The organism is Staphylococcus sp. FSL W8-0305 (assembly GCF_037966415.1).
GTDB lineage: Bacteria > Bacillota > Bacilli > Staphylococcales > Staphylococcaceae > Staphylococcus > Staphylococcus aureus.
The window spans coordinates 2,383,453-2,406,017 of the sequence record NZ_CP150198.1 but is presented as its reverse complement, the minus strand read 5'-3'; the positions used below and the strand labels follow the sequence as shown (position 1 = coordinate 2,406,017).

General features: G+C 30.9%; 23 protein-coding genes. 11 read left to right on the top strand and 12 right to left on the bottom strand.

Translation table 11 applies throughout. From position 1 onward, the window contains the following. Positions 1-41 precede the first annotated feature (41 nt). Together NST10_RS11620 and NST10_RS11615 are read right to left on the bottom strand one after the other, a co-directional pair. Positions 42-671 carry a hypothetical protein gene (locus NST10_RS11620; protein WP_000737711.1) on the bottom strand — a complete coding sequence of 210 codons (630 nt, stop codon included), beginning with the start codon at positions 669-671 and terminating at the stop codon, positions 42-44. A 315-nt stretch (positions 672-986) separates the two neighbouring features. Further along, on the bottom strand, positions 987-1,502 hold the full coding sequence (locus NST10_RS11615) for a GNAT family N-acetyltransferase (RefSeq protein WP_000907329.1): 516 nt from the start codon (positions 1,500-1,502) through the stop codon (positions 987-989). 189 nt (positions 1,503-1,691) lie between these two features. Between NST10_RS11615 and NST10_RS11610 the strand changes: the two genes are divergently transcribed. Beyond that, the gene (locus NST10_RS11610) at positions 1,692-2,696 is read left to right on the top strand and encodes an oxidoreductase (protein ID WP_000140783.1); all 1,005 of its coding nucleotides are present in this window, start codon (positions 1,692-1,694) and stop codon (positions 2,694-2,696) included. Positions 2,697-2,920: 224 nt separating this feature from the next. Here NST10_RS11610 and NST10_RS11605 read toward each other — a convergent pair whose 3' ends face one another. From NST10_RS11605 to NST10_RS11580, 6 genes are all read right to left on the bottom strand, one after another. Further along, on the bottom strand, positions 2,921-3,097 hold the full coding sequence (locus NST10_RS11605) for a hypothetical protein (protein WP_000687296.1): 177 nt from the start codon (positions 3,095-3,097) through the stop codon (positions 2,921-2,923). A 163-nt stretch (positions 3,098-3,260) separates the two neighbouring features. Beyond that, complete coding sequence (locus tag NST10_RS11600) at positions 3,261-3,662, bottom strand: GNAT family N-acetyltransferase (protein WP_000241604.1); 402 nt, start codon at positions 3,660-3,662, stop codon at positions 3,261-3,263. A gap of 35 nt (positions 3,663-3,697) precedes the next feature. Beyond that, complete coding sequence (locus NST10_RS11595; RefSeq protein ID WP_000655979.1) at positions 3,698-4,732, bottom strand: NAD(P)/FAD-dependent oxidoreductase; 1,035 nt, start codon at positions 4,730-4,732, stop codon at positions 3,698-3,700. A gap of 10 nt (positions 4,733-4,742) precedes the next feature. Then, complete coding sequence (locus tag NST10_RS11590) at positions 4,743-4,859, bottom strand: hypothetical protein (RefSeq protein ID WP_001805726.1); 117 nt, start codon at positions 4,857-4,859, stop codon at positions 4,743-4,745. A gap of 99 nt (positions 4,860-4,958) precedes the next feature. After that, positions 4,959-5,390 carry a DUF2871 domain-containing protein gene (locus tag NST10_RS11585; protein ID WP_001253464.1) on the bottom strand — a complete coding sequence of 144 codons (432 nt, stop codon included), beginning with the start codon at positions 5,388-5,390 and terminating at the stop codon, positions 4,959-4,961. 205 nt (positions 5,391-5,595) lie between these two features. After that, complete coding sequence (locus NST10_RS11580) at positions 5,596-6,873, bottom strand: YhgE/Pip domain-containing protein (protein ID WP_001020012.1); 1,278 nt, start codon at positions 6,871-6,873, stop codon at positions 5,596-5,598. Between the two features lie 160 nt (positions 6,874-7,033). On the opposite strand from NST10_RS11580, the gene NST10_RS11575 reads away from it, so the two are divergent. Both NST10_RS11575 and NST10_RS11570 read left to right on the top strand, forming a co-directional pair. Next, on the top strand, positions 7,034-7,657 hold the full coding sequence (locus tag NST10_RS11575; RefSeq protein WP_000656768.1) for a TetR/AcrR family transcriptional regulator: 624 nt from the start codon (positions 7,034-7,036) through the stop codon (positions 7,655-7,657). 45 nt (positions 7,658-7,702) lie between these two features. Continuing rightward, entirely contained in the window at positions 7,703-8,647 is a 945-nt protein-coding gene (locus NST10_RS11570; protein ID WP_000633068.1) for a magnesium transporter CorA family protein, read from the top strand. A gap of 85 nt (positions 8,648-8,732) precedes the next feature. On the opposite strand, the gene NST10_RS11565 is transcribed toward NST10_RS11570, so the two are convergent. Continuing rightward, entirely contained in the window at positions 8,733-10,175 is a 1,443-nt protein-coding gene (locus NST10_RS11565) for a sucrose-specific PTS transporter subunit IIBC (protein ID WP_001108122.1), read from the bottom strand. A 182-nt stretch (positions 10,176-10,357) separates the two neighbouring features. On the opposite strand from NST10_RS11565, the gene NST10_RS11560 reads away from it, so the two are divergent. The 4 genes from NST10_RS11560 to NST10_RS11545 all read left to right on the top strand — a co-directional run bounded on the left by NST10_RS11560 (position 10,358) and on the right by NST10_RS11545 (position 15,461). After that, positions 10,358-10,741, top strand: coding sequence for a YbgA family protein (locus NST10_RS11560; protein ID WP_339209876.1), 384 nt, complete (start codon positions 10,358-10,360; stop codon positions 10,739-10,741). 1,487 nt (positions 10,742-12,228) lie between these two features. After that, positions 12,229-14,334, top strand: coding sequence for an AraC family transcriptional regulator Rsp (gene rsp, locus NST10_RS11555; RefSeq protein WP_000128367.1), 2,106 nt, complete (start codon positions 12,229-12,231; stop codon positions 14,332-14,334). A 70-nt stretch (positions 14,335-14,404) separates the two neighbouring features. Next, a complete protein-coding gene (locus NST10_RS11550) occupies positions 14,405-14,827 on the top strand; it encodes a pyridoxamine 5'-phosphate oxidase family protein (protein ID WP_000071899.1) in 423 nt (140 codons plus the stop codon). Positions 14,828-15,104: 277 nt separating this feature from the next. Next, complete coding sequence (locus tag NST10_RS11545; RefSeq protein ID WP_000727325.1) at positions 15,105-15,461, top strand: DUF4889 domain-containing protein; 357 nt, start codon at positions 15,105-15,107, stop codon at positions 15,459-15,461. A 243-nt stretch (positions 15,462-15,704) separates the two neighbouring features. Here NST10_RS11545 and NST10_RS11540 read toward each other — a convergent pair whose 3' ends face one another. Then, positions 15,705-16,982 (bottom strand): cation:dicarboxylase symporter family transporter, encoded by a 1,278-nt coding sequence (locus NST10_RS11540; RefSeq protein WP_001173164.1) that lies wholly within the window; start codon positions 16,980-16,982, stop codon positions 15,705-15,707. A gap of 181 nt (positions 16,983-17,163) precedes the next feature. Further along, a complete protein-coding gene (locus NST10_RS11535; RefSeq protein WP_000727537.1) occupies positions 17,164-17,529 on the bottom strand; it encodes a DUF3139 domain-containing protein in 366 nt (121 codons plus the stop codon). A 396-nt stretch (positions 17,530-17,925) separates the two neighbouring features. Between NST10_RS11535 and NST10_RS11530 the strand changes: the two genes are divergently transcribed. Both NST10_RS11530 and NST10_RS11525 read left to right on the top strand, forming a co-directional pair. Then, positions 17,926-18,372 carry a MarR family transcriptional regulator gene (locus tag NST10_RS11530; protein WP_000289212.1) on the top strand — a complete coding sequence of 149 codons (447 nt, stop codon included), beginning with the start codon at positions 17,926-17,928 and terminating at the stop codon, positions 18,370-18,372. 216 nt (positions 18,373-18,588) lie between these two features. Beyond that, entirely contained in the window at positions 18,589-19,017 is a 429-nt protein-coding gene (locus NST10_RS11525) for an Hsp20 family protein (protein WP_001801558.1), read from the top strand. 107 nt (positions 19,018-19,124) lie between these two features. On the opposite strand, the gene NST10_RS11520 is transcribed toward NST10_RS11525, so the two are convergent. Next, a complete protein-coding gene (locus NST10_RS11520; RefSeq protein ID WP_000278556.1) occupies positions 19,125-20,294 on the bottom strand; it encodes a nitrate/nitrite transporter in 1,170 nt (389 codons plus the stop codon). A 508-nt stretch (positions 20,295-20,802) separates the two neighbouring features. Between NST10_RS11520 and NST10_RS11515 the strand changes: the two genes are divergently transcribed. Together NST10_RS11515 and NST10_RS11510 are read left to right on the top strand one after the other, a co-directional pair. Further along, complete coding sequence (locus NST10_RS11515; protein WP_000276770.1) at positions 20,803-21,717, top strand: DUF2268 domain-containing protein; 915 nt, start codon at positions 20,803-20,805, stop codon at positions 21,715-21,717. Beyond that, positions 21,696-22,436 carry a MerR family transcriptional regulator gene (locus tag NST10_RS11510; RefSeq protein WP_000332074.1) on the top strand — a complete coding sequence of 247 codons (741 nt, stop codon included), beginning with the start codon at positions 21,696-21,698 and terminating at the stop codon, positions 22,434-22,436. The genes NST10_RS11515 and NST10_RS11510 overlap by 22 nt, the downstream gene beginning before the upstream one ends. Positions 22,437-22,565: the final 129 nt, after the last annotated feature.

Genomic DNA, 22,565 nt, shown 5'->3' with positions numbered 1-22,565 from the left:
ACCGTTTTAATTTTTTAACTTGCATCATAATTACATTAACATTATTGTTGGTAGTTTGGATCAGTAACCATTGCTTGTCCAGTATAATCAACCGTTACAATTGAATATTTTCCATTTACGTTTGGGTCTTTAAAACTAAAAACATACTTATAGTTACCATTATGTTCTTCAATTGAATAATCATTATAAACTTTATGACCATTACCAAATTTATTTGCTTCGTTGTTAGCTGCATTTAAAGCTGTTTGGAAATTAGGCAATTGTTGTAATGCTTGTGATTTATTACCATTAAATGGATAAATTTGACGAGCCACTGGCGCTGCGTTTTGTCCATAATATGGTGCAACGTAACTTGATTTTTGATTGTTAGTCGTTTGTCCACTGTTTGACTGGTTATTATTCGTTTGATTTTGGTCATTGTTTGTTGCATTTGAATTAGATTGTTGCTGGTTATCGTTTGCACTATTATCTTTATTATCTTTGTTTACGTCTTTACTATCATCTTTATTGTCTTTCTTATCTTTAGATGAATCATTTGTTTTTTTATCTTGTTGTTCAGTTTTCGCTTTATCATCTTTTTCTTTATTACTGTCTTTTTGTTGGTCACTATCTTGACCACATGCAGCTAAAAATAATGATAATGCTAATAACCCTGTAACTAATTTTTTCATACATATCTCCTCCTATAATTCGATATTCATTGAATAAGCTTGAAATACATATCTACCATGTGTATCATTTCATGGATTGTTACCAAAGACGTCAACAATAATATGGTGTTTTATTTCCCCCAATATCAACAACTATCATCTATGGTTCTTTTTATTATACCCTAAATTTTAATCATTATTATCTAATTTTTGCGAATTTTATGTTTTTTATACATTTAATCATTTTACTCAACAATTTTATTACACATTTTACATTTCTATACATATTCAATGATTACAACAGCAATTTCTTTTTATCGACAACAGAAGTTACTGCTATAACTCTTTTTCCATAATTAAATCTGTATCCGTTACATCACCTGTTTGAAAATGATGTTCACCAACCACTTTAAATCCATGACGTTTATAAAATGCTTGAGCACGAGGATTATGCTCCCAAACTCCTAGCCAAATTTTATGTTTATTATGTTCTTGTGCAATTTTTTCGGCCAATGCTATCAATTGTGAACCTCTTCCACCACCTTGAAAGTCTTTCAAAAAGTATATGCGCTGTACTTCTAAATAGGTCTCCCCCATTTCTTCAGTTTGAGCACTATTAATATTCATCTTTATATAACCAACATTCGCACCATCTTCTTGATAAAAATAATGAAATGAATCTACATGGTTAATCTCTTGTGTAAATTTTTCCACAGTATAATTATCTTTAAAAAATTGATCAAAATCATTGTCATCATAGTAAGAACCAAACGTGTCATAAAATGTTCTAGTTGCTAATTCAACTAATTCACTAGCATCTTGTTTTGAAATTTCTTTGATTATCCCAGCCATATAAATCCTCCAATAAACAGTAATCGAATCAAAATATTACTTATGTATTTTTCTGCCAAAACTATTTAAAAATACATTAACACAAATCAATTACAAATTGTATTGATTGTGTGTAACATCAATAAATGATACATTTATTCCAGTAAAATGGCCGTATTTTTAAAAGAGAAAAAGAGAGGATGTATCGTTGTGACAGAAACATTTAAAGCGTTTGTAATTGATAAAGATGAGAGCGGTAAAGTGACACCAACTTTCAAACAATTATCGACTACTGATTTACCTAAAGGAGATGTGCTGATTAAAGTACATTACTCTGGTATAAATTATAAAGATGCTTTAGCGACTCAAGATCATAATGCAGTCGTAAAATCGTATCCTATGATTCCAGGAATAGATTTAGCTGGTACAATTGTTGAATCCGAAGCACCAGGCTTTGAAAAAGGAGAACAAGTAATTGTAACGAGTTATGACCTAGGTGTCAGCCATTATGGCGGTTTTAGTGAATATGCGCGTGTAAAATCAGAATGGATTGTCAAGCTTCCTGATACTTTAACATTAGAAGAATCAATGATATATGGCACAGCTGGTTATACTGCCGGTTTAGCAATTGAAAGACTTGAAAAAGTTGGAATGAATATTGAAGATGGTCCTGTACTCGTTCGCGGTGCTTCAGGTGGTGTCGGTACTTTAGCAGTACTCATGCTTAATGAACTTGGTTATAAAGTTATCGCAAGTACAGGTAAACAAGATGTTAGCAATCAATTACTTGAACTTGGTGCCAAAGAAGTTATCGATCGACTTCCTGTTGAAGATGATCATAAAAAGCCACTCGCATCATCAACTTGGCAAGCTTGTGTAGACCCTGTTGGTGGTGAAGGTATTAATTATGTTACAAAGCGTTTAAATCATAGTGGATCAATTGCAGTTATTGGTATGACTGCCGGTAATACTTATACTAATTCTGTATTCCCTCACATTTTAAGAGGCGTAAACATTTTAGGAATTGACTCAGTATTTACTGCTATGAAATTAAGACAGCGCGTTTGGCGTCGTCTCGCAAAAGATTTAAAGCCTGAAAATTTACATGAGATCAAGCAAGTTATTACATTTGATGAACTTCCAGAACAACTTAACAAAGTAATTAAACATGAAAATAAAGGCCGCATTGTTATCGATTTCGGTGTAGATAAATAGTATTCATGAAAAAGACATCCCGTTATGCGAGATGTCTTTTTTAATTTCTTTTGGTTTATAAAATTTCTGATACTTCATCAAATAGCACTTTACTTTAATACATTTTAGGGAATCATGTATTCTCCGCCCCTATCATACTTGCAACACTAATCAAATACTGCCAATATAACTTCGTAGAGCATAGAATATTGATTTATGTCCCAGCCTGTGTCTAAAAATAAAATTTAATTTCTCTTTCTATATACATCAAAGGCATATATTGCCCAATAAACGACTGTGAATACACAACTATACAAAATAACTCTCTCAATGTTTGTTAAAAATAAATAGATCATTAAAGCTGATAACACAAGTGCAACAAAATAATATATTATAGCTTGTCTTAATGTATCGATTTTCATTGTTCTAACTCCCTTAGTTACAAAGTCGAAACTTCTATATCATATCAACTTGAACTTTACCATAAAACACACATTTTTTAATATCATTACTTAGAAAAACAAAAACATACTAAGTTAAGCTGTGTAGAAAACTCAGTATGTTTATCGGTACGATTTTTCATTTTTAGTATTTGATATACATACCGCCTGAATCTGGTTCGGTAGGCATAAATCCAAATTTTGCATACAATTTATCCGCCGGGTAGTCTGCGATCAGACTTACGTAGGTACTTTCGACAGCCACATTTTTAATATACTTCATAATATGTTCCATAATTTGACTGCCGTAACCTTGACCTTGGTAACTTTTCAAAACTGCAATATCAACAATTTGAAAAACAGTTCCTCCATCGCCAATCACTCTACCCATACCAATTAACCTATCTTTATCATACAAGGTTACTGTAAATAAGGCATTAGGTAATCCTTTTTCAGCTGCTTCGCGCGTCTTTGGACTCATACCTGCATTAATCCTTAATGCGCAATAATCCTCGCAAGTCGGAATATCATATGTCACTTTAACCATTATTTACCCCACTTTTCATCACACAATATATCAACCTAGTATAAATGTTTATTTACAATAGTCTTATTCGCTTCTTTAAACACTTCATGATGACTTGAAACATAACCCTCTGCATTCGCATCTGGTTGGATATATGTTTTAGCAAGATTCGCTGCATTTGCACCATCACTAAATGCACTTGCAATTAGATGTGATTTTGCATCATGATAAACAATATCTCCACACGCATAGATACCAGGTATACTAGTTGTCGTATTACCAAATCCTTTAACACGACAATCATCATGCATATCTAGCTTTGAAGATGTTTCACTCAATAATGTATTACAACGATCAAAACCATGACTAATAATGACATCGTCAAATTTAACTGCATGCGTATCACCACTTTCAACATGTTCCAAAACAACTTCACTTATATGCGTTTCATCATCATTGCCGACCAAGTATTTAATACGTGTTTTCGGGCATAGTTTCACATTTAAATCTGTCACCAGCGTTTTCATCGCTTCATGACCACTTACATCTTCTTTTCGATAAACAACTGTCACGCTTTTAGCAATCTTAGCAATATCATGCGCCCAATCTAATGCTGTATTTCCTCCACCTGATATTAATACATCTTTATCTTTGAAACGTCTGTAACTTTGTACAACATAATGTAAATTAGTTAATTGATATCTCTCTACACCTTTAACATCTAATTGTTTTGGATTAATAATACCTGCACCAATAGCAATGATAACTGCTTTCGATGTATATATTTCTCCCGCTTCTGTTTCAACTTCGAAATGACGTTCTGATTTTTTCCTAATATCTACCACACGTTCATTCAAATGAACTTCCGGTTTAAAATATAATCCTTGCTTAATTGTATCTTTTAAAATTTCATGACAAGGTTTTGGCGCAATGCCGCCAATATCCCAAATAATTTTTTCAGGGTAAATTCTCATCTTACCCCCTAATTCAGATTGAACATCTATCAATCTTACAGACATATCTCGCAATCCAGCATAAAAGCTTGCATACAAACCAGACGGACCGCCACCAATGATTGTAACGTCTTTCATTATGTGCCTCCTATGACTCTCTATATTCATTTCTTTCATTAACGCGCTCAAATTGATAATTATTATCATTTAAAGACATTATACTATTAATATTTATATTGTTAAAATAAATCGCATAGTTAGCCATGAATTATCAATAACTATCCCATCACAATATAAAAACACACCTTTCAAAGTACGAAACAACAATGTTCCTTTGAAAGATGTGTATATTTTTTAGTTCATATTATTTTTTAAAAGACTCATCACGTGGTTCTTTAAGAATTGCTTGTCTTAAAAGGAAAAATAGCAACAATAAACCTGCAAGCATACCTGTGTGCCCAATACCTGCAAAGCCTGCAAATGCTTCTGGAGAGTATGATTTACCAGTGACTTGGAAGAATCCTTTTGTCACCATCATACCTATAGTAACGATAACACCTATGTTATATACATAGAAGAACCAGTTAAATAAGTAGTAACTTGATAATTTAAATAACTTCTCCAATGGTAATAATATTAAAAACATAAACATACCTAAAATAAGTGTATGTGTGTGTACAAGTGATAATTGTGTTGTACCAGTAAAATCATATGCTTTTGTTAGCTCTCTATAGAAAAAGCCACTAAATAAACCTATGATCATATAAAAAAGAAATGAATATAATAACCTACGCATTTTGAATCCTCCCTCACCTTTTCATTATATCCGATTATACCTATTATAACAGTGACAAAAAAGCGAAGATATGACACAACTGAATTTGATTTAGCACATAGTATGACAGCTAAAATAACTTTACATCAAGTGCTATACAAATAAAATAGCTATACCATGACGCTCGCTACAAACGTCTTGTATAGCTATATTCCTATTTATTAAATTATGACGGCACTTCAGTACGTTTTGTGCTATGTTTTCTAACAATAGCTGAAATTAAACTTGATACAGCGCCAAAAATCATAAACCCTATAAACATCCACATTGTACTATTTAATTCAATATGATGATTCAAGTATAATAGTTCTCTTACACTTGTTGCATAGTGTGTGAATGGATTCCAATCATATACATATTTTTGATAACTTTCAGGCAACATTTGTTTAGGTAACGTTACAAGTTGCATACTAAAGAACATTAAAATGAAGAAAATTGGAATTGACTTCATACCTAGCCATACCATAACACCTAAAATAAGGCCCACGAAACCAAGAATCGCAAGTGCTACAAAAATTGCGATACGATTTGGATGGTCAAAATCAAATCCTTGAATGCCTTGCATGAAATAAATATAAACAAAGCTACCTGCAAATGCTGCAACAACTGCAAATATCATTTGTCCAATTGAAGCAATGATACGATGTTGCACGACGATATTGTTACTAGTTCTAAATGCAAAGAACAATAAGATAGACGTTACGATTGAACCTATCCAAATTGGCATAAACATTAGGAATGGTGCATTACCACCTGCTTGGTGATCTTTAACTTTATTAAGTTTTTCATTATCCACTTTTACTGGATTCGTCAAACCATTGATGTCCGCGGCATTGACTTTAACATTTTGACTCGTTAATGTTTCCAAACTTTGCTTCGTAATTTGAGCATTAATATTATCACCCATACCAGTTAATACAGCTGATGCAATTTGTGAACCTTGTAAGCTTGATCCTTCACTTACAATCGTTTTAAATTTAGCCTGCTTAACCTCTACTTGTTGATTCCCCATTTTTTGTTTCATTTGTTGAACTACTTGTGGCGGAATTTCACCTGAAGCAACTTTTTGTTGCATTTCTTCTTTTTTGCTATCCATAACTACTTTTTGTGTTTTACTCATAGCATCTTTTGAAAAGTCTTTATCAATAATAGCTACTCCAAAGATTTTTTGATCTTTCAAATCTTTTTCAAGGTCTTTTTCACTATCAACCTTAACCCATTTAATTTTATTAGAATCACTATCTAATAATTTATCCTCTAATTTTTTACCAATGTTAACATTTTTATCTTGAATCGTTGTACCTTTGTCCTCGTTTAATATACCAATTGGTAAATCTTTTGGTTTAGGATTATATGCAGGATAAAAAGCTAAAGAAAAAATTACCAAGATAATCATAGTTGCTATTGGTGCAATCCATAATAATTTATTTTTAAATATATTCATTTTATTAATTACCTCCTTATTAGACAATGTGTTGAATATTTCGCATGTTGTCTATTATAATATGTAAGTGGGAATAAACAATACACAATGTTCATCAATACGTTTATTAATAGACAAATACACCCACATTGTTCAATAACACAAGGAGGTTGATTTATTTTTGAAAGAAGATAGGCGAATTAGAAAGACAAAGTCCTCCATTAAACAAGCGTTCACTAAATTACTACAAGAAAAAGATTTAGAAAAGATTACCATTCGCGACATAACAACACGCGCTGATATCAATAGAGGGACATTTTACTTACATTACGAGGATAAATATATGTTACTCGCAGATATGGAAGATGAGTATATTTCAGAACTAACGACATATACTCAATTTGATTTGTTACGCGGTTCTTCAATAGAAGACATTGCGAATACTTTTGTAAATAATATACTCAAAAATATTTTCCAGCATATTCATGATAATTTAGAGTTTTATCATACTATTTTACAATTGGAACGCACGAGTCAATTAGAATTGAAAATCAACGAACATATTAAAAATAATATGCAACGTTATATTAGTATCAATCATTCTATCGGAGGCATTCCAGAGATGTATTTTTACAGTTACGTTTCCGGAGCAACAATTTCAATTATTAAATACTGGGTAATGGACAAACAGCCCATTTCAGTTGATGAATTGGCTAAACATGTGCATAATATTGTTTTTAATGGTCCATTAAGAATAATGGCAGAAAACCGTTTGCATAAATCAAACCTTGATTCACTAACTTAAGTAATACTCGCTTTTCCTAAATCCTTTAGAAAGGAACTATATATCATGATTACTTCATTCAGACATTCTGAAGATATAGATAAACATATTATAAAAACACCATTAGATCATACAGCGTCATGGATTAATGTAGTAGAACCAGACCGAGAAGAAATTGAAAATCTTATGGAACAATATAATATACCTGAAGACTTTATACGTGACCCTTTGGACTCAGAAGAAAGTTCCCGTATTGAATATGACGAAGATACTGGTTACTCATTAATCATTATTGATTTACCTATCGTCAATTCAACTAATCGTAGCGTTCTATCTTTTGTAACGATTCCATTAGGCATTATTATTGGCAACGGTATTATCGTAACAGTTTGTGACGCTGAAAATGAATTTTTAGAAAATTTACCTAAGCGTGATATTAATTTAAAATTTCACAGCAGATTTGCATTAGAAATTTTAACTACTATTGCCGACCATTATAATCGTAACTTACGATTACTTAATAAAAGTAGAATTCGTATTGAGAAAGAACTAAAAAATAACATTACTAACAAACAACTTTTCAAATTAATGGAAGTTGAAAAAAGTTTAGTATACTTTTTAGCTGCCTTAAAAGGTAACGATACAATTATTAAAAAATTATTCCGTTTACCTGCAATTAAACGTTTTGAAGAAGATGAAGAATTACTAGAAGATTTAATCATTGAAAATAACCAAGCCATCGAAACAACAGAATTACATCAACGTATCTTAGAAAGTATCACAACATCATACGCTTCCTTATTATCTAATGATATGAATACGATTATGAAGACATTAACACTTTTCACGGTACTATTAACGTTACCAACGCTCGTATTTAGTTTCTTCGGTATGAATGTGCCGTTGCCAATTGATGACCATAGTTATATATCTTGGATTATTGTGGTAGGTATTTCATTAATTCTTGTCGTAATTGTTAGTATTTTCTTATGGCGAAAACAGAAATTATAACTAAATTAAAAGGTATGACAGCTTAAAGTTTCATCCTATTGCATTTGCAATGACTGATACTTTGATTACTGTCATACCTCTTTTTTTATTCTACAACTTCTTTATTTGCTTTTCTTTTCGATAAAATTAAAGTAACTGTTATAGCAACGATGAATGATATTGTCATACCAACAAAGTAGTGTAACCATCCTGCATGTACTGGATTGATTGAAATAAATCCAGGCAATCCAGCAGTTCCTAATGCGATTGCTTTAACCTTGAAGAAAGCAATATATGCTGAACCAATACCTGATCCAACGATAGCGCCAATAAATGGATATCTTAGTTTTAAGTTAACACCAAACATAGCCGGTTCTGTAATACCAAGTAATGCTGAAATACCTGCGGCAGATGCCACACCTTTTAACTTTTTATTTTGTTTAATAATAAAGAACGCTGCAATTGCTGCACCACCTTGTGCAACATTAGACATTGTCGCAATTGGGAATATAAATGATCCACCTGTTTTAGTGGCATCTGCAATTAATGTCGTTTCTACAGCTATAAAGCTATGATGCATACCTGTAATAACAATCGGAGCATACAATAATCCGAAAATTAATCCACCAATTGCACCACCAAATTCATAAAGCCATGTTAAACCATCTGATAACCAGTAACCTAATTGTCGAGTGATTGGACCTACAAATGAAAATGTTAGAAATGCTGTTATAAAAATAGATAACAATGGTGTTAACAAATTATCTAACACCGTTGGAATAACTTTGCGTAACCCTTTTTCAATTGAGGCTAAGATATAAGCTGCTACAAGCATAGGTAAGACTTGTCCTTGATAACCTACTTGATTAATATGCAAACCAAATACATCCCAATATGGAATAGCCTTACCTGCTTCAACTGCTTTTGGGAAATCGTATGCGCTCATTAGCGATGGATGAACCAATATCATACCTAATGCAGCACCTAAAAACGGATTGCCACCAAAGCGTTTTGCTGCACTAAATCCAATTAAAATTGGTAATAATGTAAATGGTGCATTCGCAAAAACATTTATCATTTCAGCTAAACCAGCAAATTGACTATATACATCTATCAATGATTTACCTGAAAAGAATAAATCTTTCGCAGTCAAAATGTTATTTAACCCCATTAATAAACCACCAGCAACGATGGCTGGTATAATCGGAACAAAGATATCTGAAAGCATTTTTACAAATCGCTGTACCGGATTCATATTTTTAGCAGATTGTGCTTTGACTTCCGAAGTGGTTGATGCTTCTTTTCCAGTTAATTTTTCCAGTTCACTAAATACTTTATTGACTGTACCAGACCCAATAATAATTTGGTATTGTCCCCCAGTAGAAAATGTCCCTTTAACTACATCCATATTGTTTAGCGCCTCTTCATTTACTAAACTTTCATCATTTAAAACTAATCGTAGTCTCGTTGCACAATGCGCCATTGCATCTAAATTCTCTTCTCCGCCTATCGCGTTCAAAATATCTTCTGCGGATTGCTTATAATTCATATATTTAGCCTCCTAATTAGAACCGGTTCCATTTATTCCACTTTATTGTAACCGGTTCCAAAAATATTTGCAACACTCTATTATCATTTTATATAAACAATTACATCACTTTTGATAGCGCATTCATTTTTATTGCTATACTACATGCAAGTATATTAACATTAATTATCGGAGGTAATTTTATGAAAGAACGTGGCCATATCGAACAGCTTTGGCGTGAAGAAAAATATCATGTATTGTTACACAGTCAACAGTCTTACCAAATGATAAGGAATGCTTTAAAAAAGAATTTATCACTTCATCAAGTCCAACAAATGATTGATGATGCTTTGTTAATTGAACCGAGTATAGGAAGTGTATGTAATGCTTTTGATCATATGTGGGGATATTTTAAAAAATGTGCGAATGAAGAAGAAAGACAACAATCAAAACTACTTAAAGCTGATTTTATTAATAGTAAAATCGACACCCAAACTTTATTAGGTTTTTTAGCAGAACTTGCTAATAAATATGATGTTCAATATTTACTACAAAGTCGTGTTTTAAACACAAAAAGAAAGAGATAGATTGAAACTTTAGTTGTAACGGACAAATAGTAGTCATTGGAGTTCAGCAATTCATACTTTGTACTAAAGTTTACTATAATCTATCTCTCAAGGTTTAAATGTACATATCTATATTAAAATGCGTTTCATGATGTTAGAAGATACCATACACATTTAATTAGTTACAGCATAAATCAATTTATACCCTTAATTATTACATTGTTTATATTTTAAATTCGGGGGAGTAATTTTAAGTAATATCTTGTTGCTGCTAATTCTATTGTTAATAAATTGATATTAGATGTAGAAATTGAGTGTGAAAGTTAATAATAGATGATTTAGCTAGTAACATAATTAATTCATATATAGTCAAAAAGTTCTGTTAGATACTGTTCTTGATGAATATTCTTTGATGTTAGGTGTTAGCTATTCTAGATGAGTTTCTTAGATGTGGATGCCTGTCTTGATGAAGTTATCTATGATGTTAATATAATACTTGATGTTGATTCTTAGATGTTAGTGCGATTTCAAGATGCTGATTCTTTGTTGTTGCACTATCTTGGTGACGTTTCTAGTTGTTTATAGTTATCGCATCTCTTGATGTAAAATCTAAGATGTTTATGCATTTCTAGATGTTAATTCTTCGCTGCTTAAGAATTATCTTGATGGTAAATCTAGTTGTGCCATGCATTTTCTCATGATGAATCTAAGGTGTTAATTCATTGATGTGTGCTGTTTCTTGTTGCTTCATTATCTTGATGGTGAATTTCGTTGTCTAATGCACTTTTTCAAATGATTATTCTAATTGTTACGGCAATAACTAGATGGATTTTCTTAGATGTTCACTTTTCTAGATGTTTATACTTATCTTGATGTTTTCTAAACAGAACTTTTAAACGCTTTATTTTTTAGTAGATTGTTTAAAATTTCTTAGTTGATGGTTATTGTTGTTGATTTGAATAATTTGTAGCGAATATTTTGTAACAGGGCTACTAAGAATTTTTATAACAAGAAGTGATTTCAATCGAACTAATTTTCAGCGTTTGATGACAAAAGTGTATGTCCAAACTTAAATAATGGCGATAAAATTTAAGTCATGGGTACATTTAATGTTTTTTGATTCAAACTTCCATTTTGGTCAATTTGCTTTTTTTATAACATAGTTGAATATCAATAAAAGATTAGCAAGTTAGTTCAAAATGGCTATGTATTGTTTTTTGAAATACATAGGTTTGAAATCTATATTAATTATGCACCAAATAATTTAATTAGACTCTATCGAAAATTTCCAAATTTTGCTTACTATCTTTCTAATTTTACTTTTATATTGTGCACGATGGATAAAAACAAGCGTTTTCCTAGGAGTTTTCTTTAATTTCTTTTATTTTTCACTATTACCTTTTCAAAAATATTCAACTATAATAGGTATACTATCCATGATTTTAAAAATTTCCATGTTTTACATTTAAATGATAGATTTCAATATATATTAGGCAGGAGAGAGAAATATGACATGCCAACTTAAAATACATCATACATTATCGACAATACCAAGTCGTAATATCAATAATATTATGGTGCTATTTTCACTTACAAGTAAACTCAATATTACGATTAATGGTGAAACCAAAGACGTAAGTAATTATATTATCTTAATTAACCATGGTGATATTTATAATATTAACCACGGCGAAAATATAATCGAATTAATGATACCCGTTTTTTATTTTTATCAACAAGATGATGATTTCTTTAATGGTTATTTAGATCGTCATTTATTACAATCAAGTAATTATATTAAGTCATTAATTGCCGATTTAATCAGTACACCAACAAGTTCTTCTTTAATGGGAAAAAATATAGGTCAAAGTATTATAGACACTTTACTTAAAGAAGCTTTTATAAGAATAGATCATGAATATTTACCAAATATTGCTTTAAGCAATCCGGTGTTTATAGACTGTGTAAACTATATTCATGACAATATTGATGCGCACTTGTCTTTAAAAGATATAGCGATGCATTGCAACATCTCTGAATCATATTGTTCTAATCTTTTTGTTCGATATTTAAGTATGAATTTTAAAGATTATTTTACAAGTATTAAACTTGTTAACGCCATCAATTTATTACTTTCTACAAAACATTCTATTACAACTGTTTCTGAATTGGCCGGTTTTAACAGTCATACAAATTTTGCAAATCAATTTAAGAATTACTTGCATTTTAGTCCTAAACAGTTCCGTTCACTCGTTTCCAAGATTACTGAACCACCACAAATACACTTCCAACAAGATAACGTATCACAATTCACTGAGTTAATTTCAACAATTGATTTAACAGCTCAGCTGGCTACAAATACAACAGATATTCATATAGATGATTTTAATCCGAAAGATCGAAGTCAGCGTGCCAAAGTATTTGTTCGATTTAGTAATTTCAATGAACTATTTCAATTTATTTTCAATGAATATTACGATATTAACTTTGAGCACCTACCAAAACCTGTCGTTTTCATTGACGATATTCACGATATTGAGATTAGCCAAACGAATTACAACCTGTTAAATAGATGTTTTGAAAAGCTTTTCGAAAAAAATATAGGTTTAGCAATCGCTATTAAATCAACACAACAATTCGAAACGATGAAGCAATTAATACTAACATTTTTACAAGGCAATCAAGACTATAAGACAAGCAAGAAATTAGTTAAATTTATGCTCGTATTTTGCTCTAACTCTATGACAGCAGAAGAAATTCATTTATGTCATCTTAAAATTAAAAACAAAAATAAAGAAATTAAATATAGTGTGACAGTCGATGGCTTTTTAGAAACTTATTCAACCGTGGAACAAGTTTATGATGTCATGCAGCGTCTTAAATTCCATTATTACTTTATTGATATTGAAAATTCAAAAACTGCAACACATCTTATCACTAAAAACCAACACTATCATCAAACTGACACTCATTTTGAACAGTATAAGAAATTTATTTTAGATTCAGGTATATCATCAACACAATTTGTATATAATAACCTGTCTGTAAGTGGATTTAAATATACTAATGATGGTAAGAATCCAATTCAATTATCTGACATAGTGTATCACTTAATCGCATTATTGCGATATGGCGGTGGCATTAGCTATCAATTATTAGATGACCATTCAAATTATATTTCCTTGTACAACAAATATGGTAGCCCCCTACCATTAATGCATTTATATAAAATGTTTAGACCTTTTGTTAATGAAGACATTGAAATTACAAATAATTATGTATTGAGTCGTAAAGATAATAACTACCATTTCTTATTATTCAATAAAATTAATGACCGATATATGTCAGACGTAAAACAAGACTTCATTTTCCATAATGAATTACCTCAAGACTCTTTGATGATTATTAAAACATTGAATCATGAACATGGTTCAATTCAACATTTGCTTCCAACAAGCGATCAACTTGTCTATATAGAAAAAGAAATTCTAGATGAATTAGACAAAACGAATTACCCTAAAACGGAGCTTGCAGTTCAAGAAGAAACTGGTCGTACATTTGAACTCAAGTTAAATCACGACGAGGTTAAATATATTTGCTTTAAACCAAGCTAAATACTAACAGTCCTCTTGTGTTTAGTTTCTTACGTTAAAGGCTATTTATATCATAAGGAGATGATATAGGATGAGTAACTCACAAGCAATTCAAGCAATTGAAAACGTGCTAGCAACGTCAAAAGTTGGTGTATTATCAACTGCATATAATAACAAACCTAATAGTAGATATATGATCTTTTATAATGATGGTCTTACTTTATATACTAAAACGAATATCCATTCTGCTAAGGTCAAAGAAATTAAAGATAATCCAGCAGCATATGTTTTATTAGGCTATAACGACACAACTAATCGTAGTTTCGTTGAAATGGAAGCGACAATCGAAATCGTTACAGAACAAGAAGTGATTGATTGGCTATGGGAAACACAAGACAAAAGCTTTTTCAGTTCAAAAGAAGACCCAGAGTTATGTGTTTTAAGAGTAGTTCCACAATCCATTAAGCTAATGAATGATAAATCATTAGATACACCTATTAAAATTGATTTATAATATGTAAGTTTTTAGTTTTAAAATTAGTCAGCAATTGAACATGTTAGCTATAAATTTCAACAGTATCCTATTTATATATATTTCGATTTTGAAAGCGTTTAATACTTTTAACTATATTTTTATTATATAACAATATTTTAGACACATTTTATTCACATTTATTGTGATTAAGGTGTGTCTTTTTAAATTAATTTTATGTAATATAAATACTGCATTTGCAAACTGTTGTACTTTTAGGTATAACAGAATTAACTACATTTAAGGAGATTGATGAACCGTGAAAAAGAAAAAAGGTTTTGGTCTTGGTATTAGTTTAATTGCCATCATGTTGATTGTATGTATTGTACTAGTAATCATGATGATGACTGGTGGAAAGAAAGATACATATTATGGAATTATGAAAGACAATGCTACAATTGAAAAAATGATTAGTGAAAAAGATGAAAGCATTGAGAAGAACGTTAAATTACCTTCAGATGCAGACGTTTCAGTTAAAAAAGGCGACTTTGTAATTGTTTATAAATTAGCCGATTCTGATAAAATTGTTAAAGTAAAAAAAGTTGATCATGACGATGTACCACATGGTTTAATGATGAAAATTCATGACATGGGCAAAATGCACATGAAACACTAATTAAGCTTTAATTTTGAGTAATATATAAGATATTAAAAGCAGCAGTAAGATATTTCTAATTGAAAATCATCTTACTGCTGTTTTTTTGAGAATAAATATACCAGTTTATTTGCAAATGCCCTGCGCTTTAGCGCATGCATAAAAGCCCCTACACTTCGCTTCAGTTCGCCTGCGCTTTGCGCATGCATAAAAGCCCCTAACAACCAGAGGTTGTAAGGGGCTTTAAATGTCAGATAGTATTTTTTAAATTGATTTTAAATATTCTTGACCTTTTGCTTTATCATATACGTTTTCCCATTTAGCAATAACAATTGTTGATAATGCGTTACCAATAACGTTTACACATGTACGTACCATATCTAAGATACGGTCAACACCAATAATTAATGCTAAACCTTGTGCCGGTAAGCCCATGGCGCCTAATGTTGTTAATAAAACAACGATTGAAGTTCCTGGTACTGCCGCCATACCTTTAGATGTAATCATTAATGTTAACATCAACACAATTTGCTCTGATAATGTTAAGTGCATTCCATACATCTGTGCAACGAATAATGCTGCAATAGATTGATAAAGTGCTGATCCGTCTAAGTTAAACGTATAGCCAATCGGTATAACAAAGGATGTAATATCTTTTGGTGAACCAAAGTTTTCCATTTTCTTCATCATTACAGGAAGAACAGCTTCCGAACTTGATGTAGAAAATGCTAAAAGCAATTCACTTTTCAAGATTCTAATAATATTCATGATATTAATACCACACATCCATGCAACTAGTCCTAGTATAGCGAATACAAAGAACACCATTGCAAAGACAACAACTAATACTAATTTTAATAGTGGTAATAATGCTGATGCACCAAATGTAATAATTGTAGTACAAATGAATGCAAACACTCCAAGTGGTGCTAATTTTAAAATTTTATTAATCATCCAGAACACAGCTTCAAGCGATCCGCTTAAAAATTCTTTAACTGGTTCTGCTTTTTTACCTACTGCAGCTAATCCTAATCCAAAGAATACTGCGAAAAAGATAATAGGTAATAATTCACCCTTATTTAAAGCTTCAAAAAAGTTTGTCGGAATAATATGTACAATGGTATCAATAAAATGATTTCCATATGTAGATTGTTCTGCTGCATGTGCAGTTGATTGATATTTAGAAATATCACCTTTAGGTAATTTTGTTGGGTCTAATCCAGCACCTGGTTTAAATAGGTTACCGAAGATAATCCCTAAACCTATTGCGATTGTTGTAATAATTTCAAAGTATAAAATTGTTTTCCAGCCATAACGCCCTACAGTTTTCGATTCCCCAACGTTCGAAATAGAAAGCGCTAGTGAGCAAAATACAACTGGTATAACGATCATTTTAATTAAATTTAAAAATACGTCACCAAATGGTTTAATGTAATTTGCTACGTTTTCTTGTCCATATAATAAAAGTCCTACGACAACACCTAACACTAATGCAATAACTACTTGCATAGGTAGGCTAATTTTTCTCTTGAATAGAGCCATAGTACAAACTCCCCTTCATCTGACATCACTCAATTATATCAGAAAATTGATAATTATCTATAAAAAATTAAAATATTTATCTTTTATAGATGTCAAAAATCACTAATTTCCATACAAAAACTGTTTACCTTAAATAATTAAAATTGCAGGCACTAAACTGTTTCACCAGTTATACGTTTCACTATTTTGATGGTTTATAATTCTGATTGAAATATTTATGCTTTGCAGTTTTCAAACTTTTCTTAGTCTCTGTATCAAAGCCTTCAACAAATAATCCTTTATTAGTACTGATTGGTTGCACAACATAAGTTACACCAGGTTCATCTTTAAACGTAACTTCCTTATAGAAGAGACCTTTTTTAGCACTATACTCTGTTTTTTCTGATTTAATTTTATCTTTTAGATTTTTCTCTTCCAAGTAACTGTCAATAAGTTGAATATTCTTATGGCCTTGATATGTTTTCAGACCAAAGAAAAATGCTACAGCAACAATTAATGAAATAAATAATATAATGATAACTTTAATCGCGTTTTTTTTCTTCTTCATTATGTAACTCCTTTTTGCTTATCTATTCAGTATGAACGAATCAATTTATTTAATAAAGAGTTTTTACCAGATTGTAACAATTTTTTTCTTCTCAATATTATTATAGAAATCGAATTACATACACGATGCTTTTAAAAAATTTAATAACAAATTTCATTTTACTATCTATCAAAATAATTGACTACTTTTAACAATTAAGAATGATACAATTACATTTTTTTCAATTCAAAAAATCAGTCATATCAGTCATTACCGATGAAAATACTAAGATATTGATATGTTTTGCATTATTTAACATTTAAATTCAATTATAGACAATTCGATAATTGCGATGAAATCAGTACTTGACAACTATTACACTTCATAATATTGTTTATTTTAACAAGGAGTGATTGGATGTATGTAGAAAACAGCTATCTTAGCAAACAGTTGTGTTTTTTATTTTATGTTTCTTCAAAAGAAATAATTAAAAAATACACAAACTATCTTAAGGATTATGATTTAACCTATACTGGTTACATTGTTTTAATGGCGATTGAAAATGATGAAAAACTTAACATCAAAAAATTAGGTGAACGTGTATTCTTAGATTCTGGAACACTGACACCATTACTAAAGAAATTAGAAAAGAAAGATTACGTTGTTCGAACACGTGAAGAGAAAGATGAAAGAAACCTACAAATTTCTCTAACAGAACAAGGTAAAGCAATAAAAAGTCCTCTTGCTGAAATTTCTGTTAAAGTATTTAATGAATTCAACATTTCAGAACGAGAAGCATCAGACATTGTTAATAATTTGCGGAATTTTGTTTCGAAAAATTTCGACAATTCCGACAAAAAGTAACTCCCTATCATAAGATGATGGGCAGAAGTATGCATCGCTATGTTTATTCATTATCTTTATTGCTTGTATAAATCTCGATGCTCAGTTCTTTTGCCCTGATTCCTTATCAGGCACAAATCTATCCATTTATAACTTTTTTATCCCCCCCTTTTACTTTATCTTTTTTTATTCTACTCATATAATGACTTTGTAATACAAATTTATATAATGGAAGTGATGATATTGAACTTCAATCAATTCGAGAATCAAAACTTTTTTAACGGTAATCCAAGTGATACATTTAAAGATTTAGGTAAACAAGTATTTAATTACTTTACAACACCTTCATTTGTAACGAATATATATGAAACAGACGAATTATATTACTTAGAAGCTGAGCTAGCAGGTGCAAATAAAGAAGACATTAGTATCGATTTCAATAATAATGTGCTTACTATTCAAGCTACTAGAAGTGCTAAATATAAATCCGGAAAACTCATTTTAGATGAGCGAAACTTCGAATCATTAATACGCCAATTTGATTTTGAAGCTGTTGATAAGCAAAATATTACTGCTAGTTTTGAAAATGGGCTATTAACCATTACCCTGCCTAAAATCAAACCAAGCAATGACACTACTTCATCAACATCTATTCCAATTTCTTAGTTAAATTTAAAATGAATACATTACTAAAGCCTTAATGTCATGCTACTAACGTTACACATGGTATTAAGGCTTTATCATTTAAATTTAAAAATGCTTCGTATTACATATCAACTGTGTTTCAATGAACCATATTCTTTTTGATATAAATGGCGCATTGTAAATAATGCAATGCATCCGAATACCGCTAAGAAAATAAATGCTAAATGGCTTGAACCTGTTAAATTAGCTACGTATGTGATGACCAACGGTGGGAAGAATCCTCCTAAACCACCCATCATTGATACGATACCATTTGCTGATCCTGCTTCATTTGAGAAGTATGATGGTACTAATTTAAAAATTAAGCCGTTACCAATACCTGCACAAATACTTATTGTTAAACAACCTACAGTAAATAATGCGATATGGTCTGAAATACCTAAAATAACGGCACCGATAATCATAATAACAAAATCAATCATCAGTACTTTAACTGCATTAAATTTATCACCTAGTATACCACCTATTGGTCTCAAGAATGTTGCCAGCGCAATGAATACACCTGAACGAATACCAGCATCTACTTTGTCAATTCCAAAATGATTTACTAAGTAGTTAGGTAAGAAAATACCAAATGCAACAAAAGCACCAAAAGTAATGAAATACCAATAACTTAAGTAATATAATTTGTAGTTTTTAGATAATGTTTTCATTTGGGCCATTAATGGCACTTTAATTTTACGTTCTTGTGTGTCACCAAAAATGAACATAATTAATGCAAATAAAGCGATAATAATTAAGTAACTTCTAACTGTTGTTTGCCAACCAATAATACCCGCTATCGGTGGTGCTAAAAATGAAGAAACTGCTGTACCGATATTCCCCATACCATAAATACCATTTGCTAGACCTACTTTTTCTTTAGGGAAATATTTAGGAACTGATGTAACACCAACAGAGAAAATTGCGCCACCTACGCCAAGGAAAAATCCTGATGCCATTAACATCCCCGGCGTTTGTGCTTGGCTCAAGAAAAATATCGGGAATAACAATACGATAAAACTTGTAAAGAATACCCATTTAGCACCAACAATATTTGTTAAATAACCAAATGGCACACGGAGCACTGATCCCAAAATAACTGGTATCGCTAAAATGATTGATATTTGACCTTCAGTTACATTGACATCCTGTTTAATAAAAGGCATTAAAGGAGCAATAATACTCCAAGCCATAAATCCAACCACTAAACTTAATGTTTGTAATGTAAGTTGAAAGCCACCTTTTGTTTTGTACATACGTTTCACCTTCACCAAAATCATTTATTTTTTAATAGATATCAATACTCTGCCTATATGTTAGAGGTCAATGTTATTTAAAGAGCCTGGGAAATAAATCAATGTTCCATGCTCTACGAAGTTATATTGGCAGTAGTTGACTGAACGAAAATACGCTTGTAACAAGCTTTTTTCAATTCTAGTCAACCTTGCCGGGGCGGGACGACGAAATAAATTTTTCGAAAATATCATTTCTGTCCCACTCCCCAATATAGACAAAGTATTGACTACACATTTATTTTATTATGATTGTGAAAAAGTGAACATAAGGATTTTCCCTTATTTATGGTGTAATTCCCCCTATACAATGTCCCTTTACGATGCATTTAGACACTATTTTGTCATCATTTTAATCAGATTATTAAGGATCACTCACATGCATTTCTTAAATTTTTTTCAATTAGTTACAATTACTGCTTGAAAATCACGTTACGTTACCCTTTATGCTGACAACGTAAGGAGGTTTATCATGTATAAAATCAATATTATTAGATCAGATTCCGTCTATAAGAATATACTCAAGACACCATTAAACGACCGTGATTCAATTTTCACTAAAGAAATATTAGTACCTTTTAAAAAGAAATTTGAGGTGCAACAGATTCCTATTCATAATGATGCCAAGCAGACAATGAGTGCAATTCAATTTTTAGATGCCTTTCAAAAGTCTCCCAAAGATTTACGCATGTCTGACCAAATGTCAATACAATACCTGAATAATGATTTCTGGAGTAATTGCGAAAAATATTTAAAAGTTGCTATAGATCAATTTGCAAATTATAGTATCTCATCTCAAGTTTCTAACTATCATTTCACAGTATTACTTGGAGATAGCCAAAAACCACTTATGTATCTAAATAAAAATCGCGGTGGTGATGGTGGCATACCAGGTTATATTATGATTTATTTAGTGCCGAGTACAAGTACAATTAATTCTATGAAAAGCTTAATTGCACATGAAGTAAATCATAATATGCGCTATCAATATATTGATTGGGATGGCGGAAGTTTGATTGAATTGATTATCGCAGAAGGATTAGCTGAAAACTATGTAGAATCATTGTATGGTAAAGCGCATATTGGACCGTGGGTAACAAATACTAATTGGAGTCGTGATAACGTAAAAATTAAAAATACTATTTATAATCATTTACATTTAAAGCATATATTTGAATCGATGCCTTTTCTCTATGGTGATGATATTAATAAACTTCAAGGTAGGTCTATCGTTGGCTTATCTCATGCTGCCGGGTATGCATGTGGCTATCACTTGGTGAAATACTTTTTACAAAAAACAAACATACCTATTGAAGTTGCCACAACACTTCCAGCACAAAAAATAATAAATGAGGTGAATGATTTTTGGCATACACATACACTTTAAAAGATATTATTGAAATTACAGGTGTAACTAAACGAACTTTACATTATTACGATGAAATAGGATTATTAGTTCCAAATAAAAATGATAAAAATTATCGCGTTTATAAACAGCAAGACTTAGAAAAATTACAAAAAATTTTAATACTCAAGTCTTTTGATTTTGATATCGCTAAAATAAAACAATACATTTCATATGATAATGAACAATTGCGAAAGTTATTATCAGAGCAAGTAAGCAAGTTAGATAAAAAGATTTCTGACTTACAATTAATTAGACGCTCTGTATGTGAATTTATTAAAGGACACTCTCTAATAGATACCAGCATTTTAAACAAGTCACTACAGACACAATATGATAAAGAAGCATCTATAAAGTATGGTCATACGAAGGCATATCAATCATTTATTAACCGTCAAGACAACTTACAATCACAGGATATCAGACAGAAATTGACAATGATCTTCAATCAATTCAATCAAATGTCTTTAAGTCATTATCCAATCCAAGACTGTAATGATATCGTGGAAGAATGGAAATCTTTTATGAACACAATCGCTGATTTTGATGATGAAACATTATGCTGTATTGCTAAAACATATGAAAATGATACGCGTTTCAAAGATTACTTTAATTCATATGATAATCAAAATTTAGCATCATATATTTCAGAAGCTGTTAATTATTTTTTGAGCAATGAGAATAAGAAAGACAATTTTTAATCCTCACTTAGAGACTAAAACACTGAATACACCCTAACTAACATGTCATGTCCAAAATAGACAACTACTCATTTATTCTCTATATCAATAACTATATTAAAAGTTATTCCGTTTCCAATAAAATAAGTA

Excerpts from the sequence above, each read along its gene's own strand:
- NST10_RS11620 (WP_000737711.1), bottom strand. The coding sequence starts at position 671 with ATGAAAAAATTAGTTACAGGGTTATTAGCATTATCATTATTTTTAGCT.
- NST10_RS11615 (WP_000907329.1), bottom strand. The coding sequence starts at position 1,502 with ATGGCTGGGATAATCAAAGAAATTTCAAAACAAGATGCTAGTGAATTA.
- NST10_RS11605 (WP_000687296.1), bottom strand. The coding sequence starts at position 3,097 with ATGAAAATCGATACATTAAGACAAGCTATAATATATTATTTTGTTGCA.
- NST10_RS11600 (WP_000241604.1), bottom strand. The coding sequence starts at position 3,662 with ATGGTTAAAGTGACATATGATATTCCGACTTGCGAGGATTATTGCGCA.
- NST10_RS11595 (WP_000655979.1), bottom strand. The coding sequence starts at position 4,732 with ATGAAAGACGTTACAATCATTGGTGGCGGTCCGTCTGGTTTGTATGCA.
- NST10_RS11590 (WP_001805726.1), bottom strand. The coding sequence starts at position 4,859 with ATGGCTAACTATGCGATTTATTTTAACAATATAAATATTAATAGTATA.
- NST10_RS11585 (WP_001253464.1), bottom strand. The coding sequence starts at position 5,390 with ATGCGTAGGTTATTATATTCATTTCTTTTTTATATGATCATAGGTTTA.
- NST10_RS11580 (WP_001020012.1), bottom strand. The coding sequence starts at position 6,873 with ATGAATATATTTAAAAATAAATTATTATGGATTGCACCAATAGCAACT.
- NST10_RS11570 (WP_000633068.1), top strand. The coding sequence starts at position 7,703 with ATGATTACTTCATTCAGACATTCTGAAGATATAGATAAACATATTATA.
- NST10_RS11565 (WP_001108122.1), bottom strand. The coding sequence starts at position 10,175 with ATGAATTATAAGCAATCCGCAGAAGATATTTTGAACGCGATAGGCGGA.
- NST10_RS11560 (WP_339209876.1), top strand. The coding sequence starts at position 10,358 with ATGAAAGAACGTGGCCATATCGAACAGCTTTGGCGTGAAGAAAAATAT.
- rsp (WP_000128367.1), top strand. The coding sequence starts at position 12,229 with ATGACATGCCAACTTAAAATACATCATACATTATCGACAATACCAAGT.
- NST10_RS11550 (WP_000071899.1), top strand. The coding sequence starts at position 14,405 with ATGAGTAACTCACAAGCAATTCAAGCAATTGAAAACGTGCTAGCAACG.
- NST10_RS11540 (WP_001173164.1), bottom strand. The coding sequence starts at position 16,982 with ATGGCTCTATTCAAGAGAAAAATTAGCCTACCTATGCAAGTAGTTATT.
- NST10_RS11535 (WP_000727537.1), bottom strand. The coding sequence starts at position 17,529 with ATGAAGAAGAAAAAAAACGCGATTAAAGTTATCATTATATTATTTATT.
- NST10_RS11530 (WP_000289212.1), top strand. The coding sequence starts at position 17,926 with ATGTATGTAGAAAACAGCTATCTTAGCAAACAGTTGTGTTTTTTATTT.
- NST10_RS11525 (WP_001801558.1), top strand. The coding sequence starts at position 18,589 with ATGATATTGAACTTCAATCAATTCGAGAATCAAAACTTTTTTAACGGT.
- NST10_RS11520 (WP_000278556.1), bottom strand. The coding sequence starts at position 20,294 with ATGTACAAAACAAAAGGTGGCTTTCAACTTACATTACAAACATTAAGT.
- NST10_RS11515 (WP_000276770.1), top strand. The coding sequence starts at position 20,803 with ATGTATAAAATCAATATTATTAGATCAGATTCCGTCTATAAGAATATA.